This is a genomic window from Kineococcus anabasis, from assembly GCF_054590795.1.
The window spans coordinates 517036-530175 of the sequence record NZ_BAAIHU010000009.1 but is presented as its reverse complement, the minus strand read 5'-3'; the positions used below and the strand labels follow the sequence as shown (position 1 = coordinate 530175).

At 75.6% G+C, this 13140-nt stretch carries 12 protein-coding genes; 7 read left to right on the top strand and 5 right to left on the bottom strand.

Annotated elements, in window-relative coordinates; translation table 11 throughout:
- Positions 1-92 precede the first annotated feature (92 nt).
- From ACYQBY_RS17005 to ACYQBY_RS16980, 6 genes are all read left to right on the top strand, one after another.
- Positions 93-1151 (top strand): LacI family DNA-binding transcriptional regulator, encoded by a 1059-nt coding sequence (locus tag ACYQBY_RS17005; protein ID WP_459645043.1) that lies wholly within the window; start codon positions 93-95, stop codon positions 1149-1151.
- A gap of 89 nt (positions 1152-1240) precedes the next feature.
- Positions 1241-1843, top strand: coding sequence for a bifunctional 4-hydroxy-2-oxoglutarate aldolase/2-dehydro-3-deoxy-phosphogluconate aldolase (locus ACYQBY_RS17000; RefSeq protein WP_459645122.1), 603 nt, complete (start codon positions 1241-1243; stop codon positions 1841-1843).
- Positions 1840-2805 carry a PfkB family carbohydrate kinase gene (locus ACYQBY_RS16995; RefSeq protein ID WP_459645042.1) on the top strand — a complete coding sequence of 322 codons (966 nt, stop codon included), beginning with the start codon at positions 1840-1842 and terminating at the stop codon, positions 2803-2805. Before ACYQBY_RS17000 ends, ACYQBY_RS16995 begins: the two co-directional genes overlap by 4 nt.
- Positions 2802-4364, top strand: a complete 1563-nt coding sequence (locus ACYQBY_RS16990; protein WP_459645041.1) for a UxaA family hydrolase — start codon at positions 2802-2804, stop codon at positions 4362-4364. The genes ACYQBY_RS16995 and ACYQBY_RS16990 overlap by 4 nt, the downstream gene beginning before the upstream one ends.
- Positions 4364-5848, top strand: coding sequence for a mannitol dehydrogenase family protein (locus tag ACYQBY_RS16985; RefSeq protein ID WP_459645121.1), 1485 nt, complete (start codon positions 4364-4366; stop codon positions 5846-5848). The genes ACYQBY_RS16990 and ACYQBY_RS16985 overlap by 1 nt, the downstream gene beginning before the upstream one ends.
- Positions 5849-5861: 13 nt before the next feature.
- Positions 5862-6611 (top strand): SDR family NAD(P)-dependent oxidoreductase, encoded by a 750-nt coding sequence (locus ACYQBY_RS16980; protein ID WP_459645040.1) that lies wholly within the window; start codon positions 5862-5864, stop codon positions 6609-6611.
- 131 nt (positions 6612-6742) lie between these two features.
- On the opposite strand, the gene ACYQBY_RS16975 is transcribed toward ACYQBY_RS16980, so the two are convergent.
- A complete protein-coding gene (locus ACYQBY_RS16975; protein ID WP_459645039.1) occupies positions 6743-8353 on the bottom strand; it encodes an MFS transporter in 1611 nt (536 codons plus the stop codon).
- 84 nt (positions 8354-8437) lie between these two features.
- Here ACYQBY_RS16975 and ACYQBY_RS16970 point away from each other — a divergent pair, with 84 nt between their 5' ends.
- Positions 8438-8842: a MarR family winged helix-turn-helix transcriptional regulator gene (locus tag ACYQBY_RS16970; protein ID WP_459645038.1), complete on the top strand. Its 405-nt coding sequence runs from the start codon at positions 8438-8440 to the stop codon at positions 8840-8842.
- Positions 8843-8872: 30 nt separating this feature from the next.
- Here ACYQBY_RS16970 and ACYQBY_RS16965 read toward each other — a convergent pair whose 3' ends face one another.
- The 4 genes from ACYQBY_RS16965 to ACYQBY_RS16950 are packed head-to-tail and all read right to left on the bottom strand — an operon-like array spanning position 8873 to position 13087.
- Positions 8873-9787: an ABC transporter permease gene (locus ACYQBY_RS16965; protein ID WP_459645037.1), complete on the bottom strand. Its 915-nt coding sequence runs from the start codon at positions 9785-9787 to the stop codon at positions 8873-8875.
- Positions 9787-10710 (bottom strand): ABC transporter permease, encoded by a 924-nt coding sequence (locus tag ACYQBY_RS16960; RefSeq protein WP_459645036.1) that lies wholly within the window; start codon positions 10708-10710, stop codon positions 9787-9789. Before ACYQBY_RS16960 ends, ACYQBY_RS16965 begins: the two co-directional genes overlap by 1 nt.
- Positions 10710-11849, bottom strand: a complete 1140-nt coding sequence (locus tag ACYQBY_RS16955) for an ABC transporter ATP-binding protein (RefSeq protein WP_459645035.1) — start codon at positions 11847-11849, stop codon at positions 10710-10712. Before ACYQBY_RS16955 ends, ACYQBY_RS16960 begins: the two co-directional genes overlap by 1 nt.
- A 2-nt stretch (positions 11850-11851) precedes the next feature.
- Positions 11852-13087, bottom strand: a complete 1236-nt coding sequence (locus ACYQBY_RS16950) for an extracellular solute-binding protein (RefSeq protein WP_459645034.1) — start codon at positions 13085-13087, stop codon at positions 11852-11854.
- Positions 13088-13140 lie beyond the last annotated feature (53 nt).

Sequence of the window (13140 nt, the reverse complement as noted above, 5' to 3'; positions counted from 1 at the left end):
GTGCACAGCTCCGCGGGAGGGCCCGGGGCCCGGGGGGCTTGACACGATCTGCAAACCTTTGCGGTGTGGTGGCGACCGATGGCGGGAGGCCCATGTCCGTGACGATCCACGAGGTGGCACGCCGGGCCGGGGTGTCGGTGTCGACCGTGTCCAGGGCCCTGTCGGTCCCCGAGCTGGTCAGGACCGCCACCCGCGAGCGCGTGCTGGCCGTGGCGAGCGAGCTCGGCTACCAGCCCAACCGCGCCGCCCGCGGCCTCATCACCGGCCGCACCGGCAACATCGGCGTCGTCGTGCCCGACGTGGCCAACCCCTTCTTCTCCGCCGTGCTCAAGGGCTGCCACGGCCGCGCCCGCGAGTCCCAGCACGTCGTCTTCCTCGCCGACGCCGAGGAGGACCCCCGCGTCGAGGCCGAGGTCGTCGCCGCGATGGCCAAGCAGGTCGACGGCATCGTGCTGTGCTCCGCGCGGATGACCGCCGAGCAGCTCGACCGCCTCGTGGGCGTGGCCCCCCTGGTCCTGCTCAACCGGGAGGTCCCCGGCATCCCGTCGGTCCTCATGGACTCCGCCGACGGCATGCGGCAGGCCGTCGAGCACCTCGCCGCCCTCGGCCACCGCCGCGTGGCGCACCTGTCCGGCCCCGCGTCCTCCTGGTCGGCCGGGCAGCGCCGTGCGGGCCTGCGCGAGGCCGCCCCCGGCTGCGGGGTGGAGGTCGTCGAGCTCGGCCCCTTCGCGCCCACCTTCCAGGCCGGGCTGCAGGCCGCCGACCTCGCGCTGGCCGCGGACGTCACGGCCGTGCTGGCCTACAACGACCTGATGGCCCTGGGCGTGCTGAGCCGCCTGGCGGCCCGCGGGGTGGACGTGCCCACCGCCATGAGCGTCGTGGGCTTCGACGGCATCGAGATGTCGGGCATGACCACCACGCCGCTGACCACGGTCGGCATGCCGACGGAGGCGGCCGGGCGCGCCGCGGTCGGCCTCCTGCTCGACGTCCTCTCCCGCCCCGACCCCGGCCGGGGCGTCCTGCACACCCTGCCCACCCAGCTCATCGTCCGCGCCACGACGGCCCCCGCCGCCCGCGGTCCGGCCACCGCACCCGCAGCACCCGCCCCGGGCACCCGCCCGGCCGCCCCGACCCCGGAGGACCCGCAGTGAGCACACCAGCAGCCACCACGACGGCACCGGGCACGCCGGCCGCCGACCCCGCCCCGCTGACCGGGGGGGCCGTCGACGCGGCGGGCCTGCTGGCCGCGCTGCGGCCCGTCCCGCTCCTGCCCGTGCTGCGGCTGTCCACCGCCGAGGAGGCCGTCGCGATGTCCGGGCGCCTCGCCGGCGCCGGCCTGCGGGTGCTGGAGCTCACCGCGACCACCGCCGGCTGGCCGGAGGCCGTGGCCGCCGTCCGCGCCGCCCACCCCGGGGCCGTCGTCGGCGTCGGCACCGTCACCACCACCGCCGACGCGGAGCGGGCCCTGGAGGCCGGCGCGCAGTTCCTCGTCAGCCCGTGGCCCGCCCCGCAGGTGCGGCCGGTCGCCGCCGCGGCGGGCGCGGTGTTCCTCGAGGGGGGCTGCACGCCCGGCGAGGTCGCCGACGCCGCGTCCCGCGGCCCGGCGAAGGTGTTCCCCGCCCACCTCGGCGGGCCGTCCTACCTCCGCTCCCTGCTGGCCGTCCTGCCCGGTGCGCAGCTCGTCCCCACCGGTGGCGTCCGCCTGGCGGACGTCCCCGCCTGGCTGGCCGCCGGCGCCGTCGCCGTCGGGGTCGGCTCCGACCTGTCCGCCCCCGGCGACGTCGCCGGGCGCGTGCAGGAGCTCCTGGCCCGCATCGCGCAGGACGGGGGCACCCCCGCATGAGCACCACCCGCTACGACGTCCTCGTCCTCGGCGAGGTCCTCGTCGAGCTCTCCGCCCCCGGCGACCTGCACGACGGCGCCGAGCTGCGCCTCGGCTTCTCCGGGGACGCGCTGAACGCCGCGGCCGCCGCCGCCGCGGCCGGTGCCCGCACCGCCCTGCTCGCCCGCATCGCCGACGACGAGCTCGGCGAGGCCCTGGAGCGCCGCGTCGCCGAGCTCGGCGTGAGCACCGAGCTGCTGCGGCGCGTCCCCGGCCAGCACGGGGTGTACTTCGTCTCCGCCGACCCCAGCGGGAGGCGGGAGTTCGTCTACGTCCGCCGCGGCAGCGCCGGCTCCACCCTGGAGCCCGCCGACGTCGACGCCGCGGGTGTGGAGGAGGCGGGCCTCGTCCTCGCGAGCGGTATCGCCGTGGCGATCTCCGACTCCGCCGCCGCGGCCGTCGAGCACGCCGCGCGGCGGGCCCGGAGGTTCGTGTACGACCCGAACTTCCGCCCCCGCCTCACCACCGCGCAGGCCGCCGCCGCGGCGCTGGCCCGGCTCGCGCCCTTCGCGGAGGTCGTGACCCCCGCCTGCCCCGGGGAGACCTCGGCGCTGCTCGGCACCGACGACCCCGTCGAGGGCGCCCGGCGCGCCCGCGCGCTGGGCGCCTCCGCCGCGGCCGTCACCCGCGGCGGCGACGGCGTCCTGCTCGACGACGGCACGGACGTGCAGGACATCCCCTCCCTGCCGCCGCCGGCGCTGGTGGACCAGACCGGTGCGGGGGACACCCTCCTCGGCACCGTCGCGGCGCGCCTGGCCCTCGGCGACGACGTGGGCACCGCCGTGCGCCTCGGCTGCGCCGCGGCCTCGCTGTCGCTGCAGGGCCGCGGCGGCACCGGGTACCTGCCCCCCCTGGCCGAGACGCGGGCGCACCTCGCCGCGCACGGGCGGGCGGCCGACGAGGCCGCCGGGGTGCTCCGGTGACCGCCGCCCCCCAGGCGCCGGCCACCGGTGCGCTGCTGCGCCTGGCCCCGGGCGACTCCGTCGCGGTGGCGCGCGCGGAGCTGCCCGCCGGCAGCCGCGTCCGCCTCGACGACGGCCCGGAGCTGGTGCTGCGCGCCGACGTGCCCGCCGGGCACAAGGTCGCCCTGGCGCACGTGCCCGCGGGGCAGCCGGTCCGCAAGTACGGCCAGCTCATCGGCCTGGCGTCGGCGGACATCGCCCCCGGCGACCACGTCCACGTCCACAACCTCGCCTTCACCGCCTCCCAGGCCCGCGCCGACGAGCACGTCGGCGTGGACGCGCGCGCGGTGCCCCTCGTGCCGCACGCGGAGCGCGCCACCTTCGACGGCTACGTGCGCGCCGACGGGCGGGTCGCGACCCGCAACTACATCGGCATCCTCACGTCGGTGAACTGCTCGGCCACCGCGGCCCGGCGGATCGCCGACACCTTCCGCCACTCCGGGGAGCTGGAGGCGTACCCCGACGTCGACGGCGTCGTCGCCCTCACCCACGGCACCGGCTGCGGCATGGACTCGGCGGGGGAGGGCGCGGCGCTGCTGAGGCGCACCATCACCGGCTACGCCCGGCACCCCAACTTCGCGGCGCTGCTCGTCATCGGGCTGGGCTGCGAGGTGAACCAGGTGGCCGAGCTCACCCGCGGCTTCGAGCTGCCGGCGGACGTCCCCGTGGTGCCCATGACCATCCAGGAGCTCGGCGGGACCGTCCGCACGGTGGCCGAGGGCGTCGCCCGCATCCGGGAGCTGCTGCCCGTGGTGGACGCCGCGGAGCGCCGGCCGGTGCCCGCGAGCGAGATCGTGCTCGGCCTGAACTGCGGGGGCAGCGACGGCTGGTCCGGCATCACCGCGAACCCCGCCCTCGGGGTGGCCTCCGACCTGCTCGTCGCGCAGGGCGGCACCTCCGTCCTGGCGGAGACCCCGGAGATCTACGGCGCCGAGCACCTGCTCACCCGCCGCGCCACCAGCGACGAGGTCGCGCAGAAGCTGCTGCGCCGCATCCGCTGGTGGGAGGAGTACACCGCGGCCCACGGCGGCAGCATGGACAACAACCCCTCGCCCGGGAACAAGGCGGGCGGCCTGACGACGATCCTGGAGAAGTCCCTCGGCGCCGTCGCCAAGGGCGGCACGAGCCCGCTGGCCGCGGTGTACGAGTACGCCGAGCCGATCCGCGGGCGGGGCTTCGCCTTCATGGACACCCCCGGCTACGACCCGGTGTCGGTGACCGGCCTGGTCGCGGGCGGCGCGAACGTCGTGTGCTTCACCACCGGCCGCGGCTCGGTGTTCGGGTGCAAGCCGGCGCCGAGCATCAAGCTCGCCACGAACTCGGAGGTGTTCCGCCGCATGGGCGACGACATGGACGTCGACTGCGGGCGGATCCTGTCCGGGGAGCAGACCGTGGAGGAGGCCGGCCGCGAGATCTTCCGGCTGGTGCTGGACGTGGCCTCGGGCCGGCGCAGCAGGAGCGAGGAGCTCGGGGTGGGCGACGAGGAGTTCCAGCCGTGGCAGCTCGGGGCGGTGATGTGATGCGGCGCCTGGCCCTGGACACGCTGCACCTGGCCGGTGCCGGGGTGCGCCCGCGGGTGGACCCCCGCTCCCTCAGCACGGGGATCGTCCACCTCGGCATCGGCGCGTTCCACCGCGCGCACCAGGCGGTGTTCACCGAGGACGCGATCGCCGCGGCCGACGGCGGCTGGGGCATCTGCGGTGTGACGCAGCGCAGCCGCGACGTGGTGGACCAGCTCGGCCCGCAGGACGGGCTGTACTCGGTGCTGCAGCGCAGCGCCGACGGGGTCGGCCTGCGCGTCGTCGGCGCCGTGCGGGAGCTGCTGTTCGCCGCCGAGGAGGTCGGCAGGCTGCTGGGGCTGCTGGCGAGCCCCGCCGTGCGCGTGGTCACCCTGACGGTGACGGAGAAGGGCTACCGCCACGACCCCGCCACGGGCCGGCTGCGGACGGCCGACCCGGAGGTCGCCGCCGACCTCGCGGGCCGCCTGCCCCGCACCGTGGTGGGGCAGCTCGTGCGCGGCCTGCAGGCCCGCCGCGCGGCGGACGCGGGCGGCATCACGCTGCTGTCCTGCGACAACCTGCCCGCCAACGGCGCCGTCCTGCGCGGCCTCGTCGCGGACTTCTGCGCCGCGCTGCCGCCGGCGGAGGGCGGGCCGCTGGCGCGCTGGGTGGAGGAGTCGGTGCGCTTCCCCTCCTCGATGGTGGACCGCATCGTGCCCGCCACCACGCAGGAGGACCGCGCCGAGGCCGGCAGGCTGCTGGGGCTGGAGGACCGCGGTGTCGTCGTCACCGAGCCGTTCAGCCAGTGGGTCGTGGAGGACGACTTCGCCGCGGGCCGCCCGGCGTGGGAGCGCGCCGGTGCCGTGCTGACCGCCGACGTCGCGCCGTACGAGGCGATGAAGCTGCGGCTGCTCAACGGCAGCCACTCCACCCTGGCCTACCTGGGGGCGCTGGCGGGTCACGCCCACGTGTCGGACGCGGTGCGGGACGAGGGGATCGCCGGGGTCGTGGAGCGGCTGATGGCCGAGGACGTCACGCCGACGCTGGCGGTGCCGGACGGTTTCGACGTCGCGCGGTACCGCCGTCAGCTGCTGGACCGGTTCGCGAACCCCGCCCTGCGGCACCGCACCGTGCAGATCGCGATGGACGGCACGCAGAAGCTGCCGCAGCGGCTGCTCGGCACGGTCGCGGACTCCCTGGCGCGCGGGCACCGGCCGCGGGCCGCCTGCCTGGGGGTGGCGGCGTGGATGCGCTACGTCTCGACGGCGCGCTCGGAGGCGGGGGAGCCGCTGCCGGTCGACGACCCGCTGGCGGACCGGCTGCGGGAGCTGACGGCACCGGCCGGCTCCCCGGCGGACGTCGTGGCGGCGCTGCTGTCGCTGGAGGAGGTCTTCGGCGCCGAGCTGCCGGCGGACCCGGTGTTCACCGGGCTCGTCACGGATCAGCTGGAGGCGCTGACGCGCGGCGGGGTGGCCGCCGCCGTCCGCGAGACGGTCGCGGGCTGAGGAGGAGGACGACGTGGTGGAGCGGGCGGGCAGGCGTGTTCTCGTCACCGGCGGCGGGACGGGGATCGGGCGGGCGATCGCGCTGGAGCTGGCGCGCGCCGGTGCGGACGTGGCGGTGACGTACCGCACCCACGACGCGGCGCCCGTCGTGGCGCAGGTGGAGGCGCTCGGCCGGCGGGGTGCGGCGTTCGCGCTGGACGTGACGGACGCGGCGCAGGTTCCGGCCGTCGTCGCGCGGGCGGCGGAGTTCCTCGGCGGCATCGACGTGCTGGTCAACAACGCGGGCGGCCTGGTGGAGCGGCGGCCCGTGGAGGGGATCGACGAGGAGTTCTTCCGGCACGTGCTGGACCTGAACCTCGTCAGCGCGTTCTCGGCCGTGCGCGCGGTGCTGCCCCACATGCCCGACGGCGGGCGCATCGTCTCGATCAGCTCGCTGGCCGGGCAGAACGGCGGCGGCGCCGGTGCGGTGCCGTACGCGACGTCGAAGGCGGCGCTGGACGGCCTGACGCGCGCGCTGGCCAAGGAGCTGGCGCCGCGGCGGATCACGGTGAACTCGGTGGCCCCCGGGTTCATCACCGACACCCCGTTCCACGAGCGGTTCACCCCGGAGGCCGCCCGGCGGGAGTCGGTGGCCCGCATCCCGCTGGGGCGGGCGGGGGAGCCGGAGGACGTGGCCGCCGCGGTGGCGTTCCTGGTCTCGGAGCGGGGCGGGTTCTGCACGGGGACCGTGGTCGACGTCAACGGTGGCGCCTGGGTGCGCTGACCCACGGCTCACGAGGCCCTCCCCGCCGCGCAGGCGGGGAGGGCCTCGGCGCGTCCCGGGCCGCCGGGGTTCCCGGGAGGCCGGGGTTCCCGGGAGGCCGGGGTTCCCGGGCCGCCGGGTTGCCGGGGTTCTCAGGAGGCCGGGGTGGCGGGCACCTCCGCGACCGCCGGCACCGACAGCGGGGGGAGCGCCTGCGCGGGAACGGCGGGCGGCAGGGCGGCCCCGGCGGGGGCGGCGTGCGCGGGGGCGGACTGCGCGGGGGCGGACTGCGCGGGGGCGGGCTGCGCGGGAGCCGTCGCGGCGGTCCGGCCACGCCGCACGAGGGCGGCGACGCCGACGAGGGTGCCCAGGGCGCTCAGGGCCGTGACGACCGCGATGGCGGACACCATCCCGGGCGGCAGCGTGCCGGGGACGGGCGCCCCGGTGGTGGCGGTGACGGCGCTGACCACGGCGAGCGTCACCGCGCCGCCGACCTGGACGCTGGTGTTGACGAGCCCGGAGGCCAGCCCCTGCTCGGAGTCCGCGACGCCCGCGGTGGCCTGGGCGTTGATCGAGGGGAACGTCAGCGCGAACCCGACGCCGACGAGCAGGATCGTGGGGAGCAGGAACTCCGCGTACGGCGCGCCGGGCTGCACCCGCAGGAACAGCGCGTACCCGGCGGTGAAGGCCGCCATGCCGACGGCGATGAGGCGCGCGGTGCCGAACCGGGCGAGGACGACGTCCATCTTCGTGGCGCTGAGGACGACGAGCAGGCCGGCGGGCAGGAAGCCGAGCGCCATGGCCAGCGGGGACCAGCCGAGGGAGTTCTGCAGGTAGAGGGTGACGACGAACTGGAAGGAGAAGTACGCGCCCGCCATGACCGCGCCGGTGAGGTTGGCGTGCACGAGGCTCGCGGAGCGCAGGATGCCCAGGCGCACGAGCGGGGTGCGGTGCCGGCGCTCGACGGCGACGAACAGCACGCCGAGGACGGCGCTCGCGGCGAGGGTGCCCCAGGTGGCGGGGGCGGCCCAGCCGCGCTCGGGCGCCTCGACGAGGGCGTACACGAGCAGGAGCAGGGCGGCGGTGACGGTGGCGGCACCGGTCAGGTCCAGGGTGCGCCAGGACAGCGGTGCCCGGGGCGCGCGGGGCACGACGGCCAGGCCGGCGAGGACGAGGGCCAGGGCGATGGGGCCCGGCACCAGGAAGGTGGCCCGCCAGCCGAGCTCGGTGAGCAGGCCGCCGGCGACGAGGCCGAGGGAGAAACCGCTCGCGCCGCAGACGGTGTAGATGCTCAGGGCCCGGTTGCGGGCGGGCCCCTCGGCGAACGTGGTGGTGATGATGGAGAGCCCGGCGGGCACGGTGAAGGCGGCGGCGACGCCCTTGACGAAGCGCAGCGCCACGAGCGCGAGCTCGTCGGAGAGGAACGCGCTGGCCACCGAGGCGAGGCCGAAGACGGTCACGGCGACGAGGAAGACCGGGCGGCGGCCGAGCAGGTCGGCGGCGCGCCCGCCGAGCAGCAGCAGGCCGCCGTAGCCGAGGACGTACCCGCTGACGATCCACTGCAGGGCGGCGGGGTCCATGCCGAGGTCCGCGCCGAGGGAGGGCAGTGCGACACCCACCATGGAGATGTCGAGGCCGTCGAGGAACAGGGCGCCGCACAGGACGACGAGCAGCATCCAGGTGCGGCGCGACCAGCCCGTGCCGTCGGTGACCACGGGGTTCGCGGGGGTCCCGCCGGGAGCGGGTGGGGCGGAGGAGGTCATGGCCCCACTCTTATGCACACGCATTTGATGCGCAAGCATTATTTTCGTGTGCATCGACCCAGCTCCCGGGGGTACACTCCCCGCGTGCCCCAGGTCCCGGACGAGACGCTCGCGGAGGCCTGGCACGCCCTCATGGGCCGCTACAACCGCCTCACCGCCCGCCTCGACCGCGAGCTGGAGGCCGCCCACGGCCTGTCCTCCAGCGAGTTCGAGGTCCTCCAGCAGCTCCACGCCTGCGCCGCGCAGGGCAAGCTGCGGATGGCCGACCTCGGCGAGCGCGCCCACCTCAGCCAGAGCGCCCTCTCCCGCCTCGTCGGCAGGCTCGAGCGCGACGGCCTCGTGCGCCGCGACGCCTGCGCCGAGGACCGCCGCGCCGTGTGGGTGCTCGTCACGGACGAGGGCCGGGCCCGCTACGAACAGGCCCGGCCCACCCAGCGCGCGATCCTGCGCACCGAGACCTGGTGCGCCCAGGTCGCCCCCGAGGGCTGAGCCGCCCCCGGGGCCCGGCCCGCGGATTCCTCAGTCCTCCCGGGACTCCTTCACCCGGGCCACCAGCTGCGTCGGGTTCACGAACCGCAGCGCCACCACGAGGATCAGCACCATCGTGAGCGTGTAGACCACGCCCATCGCCGAGACCAGCTGGCGCGCCTCCCCGCCGCCCGAGGCCGTCATCGCCCGGTAGATCGCCACCACCAGCGTGTCCGAGGACGGCCCCGACACCAGGTACGTCAGCTCGAACATCCCCACCGTCCGCACCAGCACCAGGATCGACGCGGCCAGGATCCCCGGCACCAGCAGCGGCGCCAGGATCCGCGTGAACACCCGGCGCATGTCCGCCCCGCACATCCGCGCCGCCGACTCCACGGCGGGGTTGATCTGCTCGATGAACGGCGTCATCGTCATGATGACGAACGGCACCGAGGGCACGAGGTTCACCAGCACCACGGCCGTCAGCGTCCGGCCCAGCCCCAGGTTGTACATCACCGTCGCCAGCGGGATGCCGAACGTGATCGGCGGCATCAGCACCGGCAGCAGGAACAGCAGCGTCACCACCCGCTTGAGCGGGAAGTCCCGGCGCGCCAGCACGTAGGCCGCCGGCACCCCGACGAGGACCGACAGCACCACCACCAGCAGGGACACCGCCAGCGTCACGCCGATGACGCGGGTCAGGCCGAACCGCTCCCACGCGCCGGTGTACCAGTCGGTGGTGAACGACTCCGGCAGCCACGTCGTGAACCACGTCCGGGCGAAGGAGTCCACGACGACGCTGACGATGATGCCGATCAGGAACACGAAGAAGGCCGCGATGCCGGCCCACACGAACCACGTCCCCGGCGAGGCCGCGAGGGAGCGCCCGCCCGGTGGGCGGGACGGCCCCCGCGGCGGTGCCGCGCCGTCGCCGCGCCGCGCCGGGACGTCGGTGGTGACGGCCATCAGCCCTTGCCCCCCGTCGAGCCCTTGTAGAGCAGCGACCGCCACAGCAGGACGACCGCGACGACCCCCAGTTCCACCGCGCCCATGACGACCGCGATGGTCGAGGCCAGGGCGTACTCGTTCTGCTCGCCGAACGCCCGGTAGGCCATCAGGGACATCACCCGCGTGCTGCCCATCGGGTCCCCGACCAGCCGGGCGGAGGGGAACACGCTGAACGCCAGCACGAACGTGAGGATGAACGTCGTCGCCAGGCCCGGCGCCAGCAGCGGCAGCGTGATCCGGCGGAAGCGCTGCTTCCAGTCGGCCCCCAGCGTCCGCGCCGCGGCCTCCAGCGACGGGTCGATCCCCGACAGGTACGAGGAGATCAGCAGGAACGCGAACGGGAACCCCGAGATGACCAGGGACAGCGCCACCCCCCAGTAGTTGTTCACCAGGGCCAGCGGCTGGTCGACCACGCCCAGGGCCAGCAGCGTCCGGTTCACCCAGCCCTGCCGGCCGAGGAAGATGAGCATCCCCTCCGCCGTGAGCACCGTGCCCAGCGTGATGGGCAGGACCAGCAGCGTCGTCAGCAGCCGCTTGCCGCGGAACCTCGGGCGCAGCTTGAACGCGATCGGCACCGAGACCAGCACGTTGAACAGCGCCACCGGCAGCGCCAGCCGCATCGTCAGCCACACCGACTCCGACAGGAACGGGTCGGAGAAGAAGGCGGCGTAATTGGCCAGCAGCCCCGCGCCCCAGCGCTGCTGGGTGAGGGCGGACGGCTGGAGGGTCAGGCCGATGCCGTAGGAGAACGGGTAGACGAACAGCGCCAGGGCGAACACCAGGGCGGGCACCAGCATCAGCAGGCTCCGGTCCACGCCCCGCTCGGCGAGCCGGTGCTGCAGGCCGGCGGTGCCGCGGGGGTGCTCCCGCCGCGCGGCCATCACGCCACCCCGGCCATGCCGGGGCTGCCCGCCGGCGCCGCCGCGGCCGCACCGAGGTCCAGCGGGTACGCCAGGGCGCGCGAGGCGTCGATCGTCAGCTCGACCGGGCTGCCGACGGCCGGCGCGTGGTCGGCGTGCACGTGCAGGACCTGCCCCGCCGGGGTCGTCGCGGTGACCGCGAACTCCCGGCCGTGGTACTCCACCACCGCGACCGAGGCGCGCAGGTGGTTGCCGCTGCGCACCCCCACGGCCGGGGAGGTCACCACGAGGTCCTCCGGGCGGGTCGCCACCCGCACGCGGTCCCCCGGGACCAGGCGCCCCACCGCCGTCGCGGTGAGCGTGAGGCCCCCTCCCGCGACCACCACCGAGGAGCCGTCCGCCGACGTCACCTCCAGGTCCAGCAGGTTGCGGTAGCCCATGAAGTCCGCGACGTGCCAGTTGGCGGGGGAGTCGTGCAGCTCGGCGGGCGTGCCGACCTGCTGCACGCGCCCCTCGCGCAGCACGACGAGGCGGTCGGCCAGGGACAGCGCCTCCTCCTGGTCGTGGGTCACGTACACCGTGGTCAGCCCCAGCGACTGGTGCAGCCCGCGGATCTCGGTGCGCATGTCGAGGCGCAGCTTGGCGTCCAGGTTGGACAGGGGCTCGTCCATGAGCACCAGCCGGGGCCGCAGCACCACCGCCCGGGCGATCGCCACGCGCTGCTGCTGCCCGCCGGAGAGCTGGCCGGGCAGCTTGTCCGCGTGCTGCTCCAGCTTCACCAGCGCGATGGCCTCCGCCACGCGGCGGGCGGTCTCCTCCCTGGGCACGTTGCGCATCTGCAGGCCGAACGCCACGTTCCTGCGCACCGACAGGTGCGGGAAGAGCGCGTAGTTCTGGAACACCATGCCGAACCCGCGCTTCTCCGCGGGCAGGGTGTCCACGCGCTCGCCGTCGATGAGGATCTGCCCGTCCGTGAGGGGCAGCAGGCCGGCGAGGCAGTTCAGCGCGGTCGACTTCCCGCAGCCGGAGGGGCCGAGCAGGGCGATGAACTCCCCGGAGGAGATGGTGAGGTCCAGGCCGTCCAGCGCGGTGTTCCCGCCGAACCGGCGGCCGACGCCGCGCAGCTCGAGCGTCCGGAAGGGGGTGGCGGTGATGGCCATGGTCACTTCTTCTCGAACTTGCCGGCGCCGACCTGGCGGTCCCAGGTGTCGAAGGCCGCGACGAGCGCCTCCGGGGACAGCTGCGTCTCGACGGGGCGGGAGGCGATGGCGTCGTCGTACCAGTCGCGGCCGAACTTCGCCACGAGGTCCTGGGCGGCCTGCGGCGCCTTGTCCAGCGTGGCCTCCTCGATCGCGGGGCCCGGGTAGAGGTAGCCGGTCTCGTAGGCCTTGGCGTTCTGCTCCGGCGTCAGCGCGTCCTGCAGCATCAGCAGGACGGCCGACACCTTGCCCGCCGACAGCCCCTTCGGCACGGCCGCGTAGTGTGCGTCGGCGATCCAGGTGGACCCCTCCAGCTGCGCGACCTCCAGGGTCGCCGGGGCGCGGCCCGCGGCGCGGGGCTCGATGTCCCAGCCGAGGGTCATGGGGGTCAGCGACCACGTGTTGTCGGCCATGTTGGTGATGACCTGCCCGGTGCCGGTCGGGTAGTTCTCCACGTACTGCCCGAGCTCCTCCAGGTACGCCCAGGTCTTGTCCCAGCCCTTCACGGGGTCCTTGGGGTCGGCGTCCCCGAGCAGGTACGGCAGCCCCTGCAGCCAGGTGCGGCCCGGGCCGCTGTTGGCCGGGCGCGCGTAGCCGAACCGGCCCGGGTTGGCCTTCGCCCACTCCAGCACCTCCTGCGGGGTGCTGGGCGCCCGGTCGGCGGGGATGTCGGCGGGGTTGAACTGCAGCAGCGGGCCACCGGGGGTGTAGGTCAGCAGGACGCCCCTGCCCTGTCCCAGCTCGGCCGCCTTCTGCGCGCCCTCGGAGTAGCCCTCGCGGTTGCTCAGCCGGTCGCCGTGGTCGCCGACGACGTCCACCCACAGGTCCTCCCCGATCCCGGAGGACAGACCGTCGATGCCGGTGAGGACGAGGTCGATGGAGTGCTGGCCGGAGTCGACCTGCGGCTTGATCGTGCCCACCACGTCGGGCGCGCCGCCGCTCTCCCAGGTGACGGCGGAGACGACGTCGGGGTTCTCCCGCGCGAAGGTGTCGAACGCGGACTTGGTGATGCGCTGCGCCCCGGCCACGTCGAGGATGTGCAGCTCGACGGGTGCGGAGGGCTTCTCGGGCACGTCACCGGGCGCGGAGGCCGGCGGGGCGGCCGTGCCGGGTGCCTCGGGGGCGCTGCACCCGGTCGCGGCGAGCGCCGTCAGGGCCACCCCGGCCATCGCGAGCTTCAGGCGGGAACGGACGGACATCGGGGTCCTCCAGGGGTTCGGCCGGTACTCCGGCGGAGCGGGCGGGATCCGCG

Bases quoted from the DNA above. Each gene is read 5' to 3' on its own strand.
- ACYQBY_RS17005 (WP_459645043.1), top strand. From the start codon at position 93: ATGTCCGTGACGATCCACGAGGTGGCACGCCGGGCCGGGGTGTCGGTG.
- ACYQBY_RS16995 (WP_459645042.1), top strand. From the start codon at position 1,840: ATGAGCACCACCCGCTACGACGTCCTCGTCCTCGGCGAGGTCCTCGTC.
- ACYQBY_RS16985 (WP_459645121.1), top strand. From the start codon at position 4,364: ATGCGGCGCCTGGCCCTGGACACGCTGCACCTGGCCGGTGCCGGGGTG.
- ACYQBY_RS16975 (WP_459645039.1), bottom strand. From the start codon at position 8,353: ATGACCTCCTCCGCCCCACCCGCTCCCGGCGGGACCCCCGCGAACCCC.
- ACYQBY_RS16965 (WP_459645037.1), bottom strand. From the start codon at position 9,787: ATGGCCGTCACCACCGACGTCCCGGCGCGGCGCGGCGACGGCGCGGCA.
- ACYQBY_RS16960 (WP_459645036.1), bottom strand. From the start codon at position 10,710: ATGGCCGCGCGGCGGGAGCACCCCCGCGGCACCGCCGGCCTGCAGCAC.
- ACYQBY_RS16955 (WP_459645035.1), bottom strand. From the start codon at position 11,849: ATGGCCATCACCGCCACCCCCTTCCGGACGCTCGAGCTGCGCGGCGTC.
- ACYQBY_RS16950 (WP_459645034.1), bottom strand. From the start codon at position 13,087: ATGTCCGTCCGTTCCCGCCTGAAGCTCGCGATGGCCGGGGTGGCCCTG.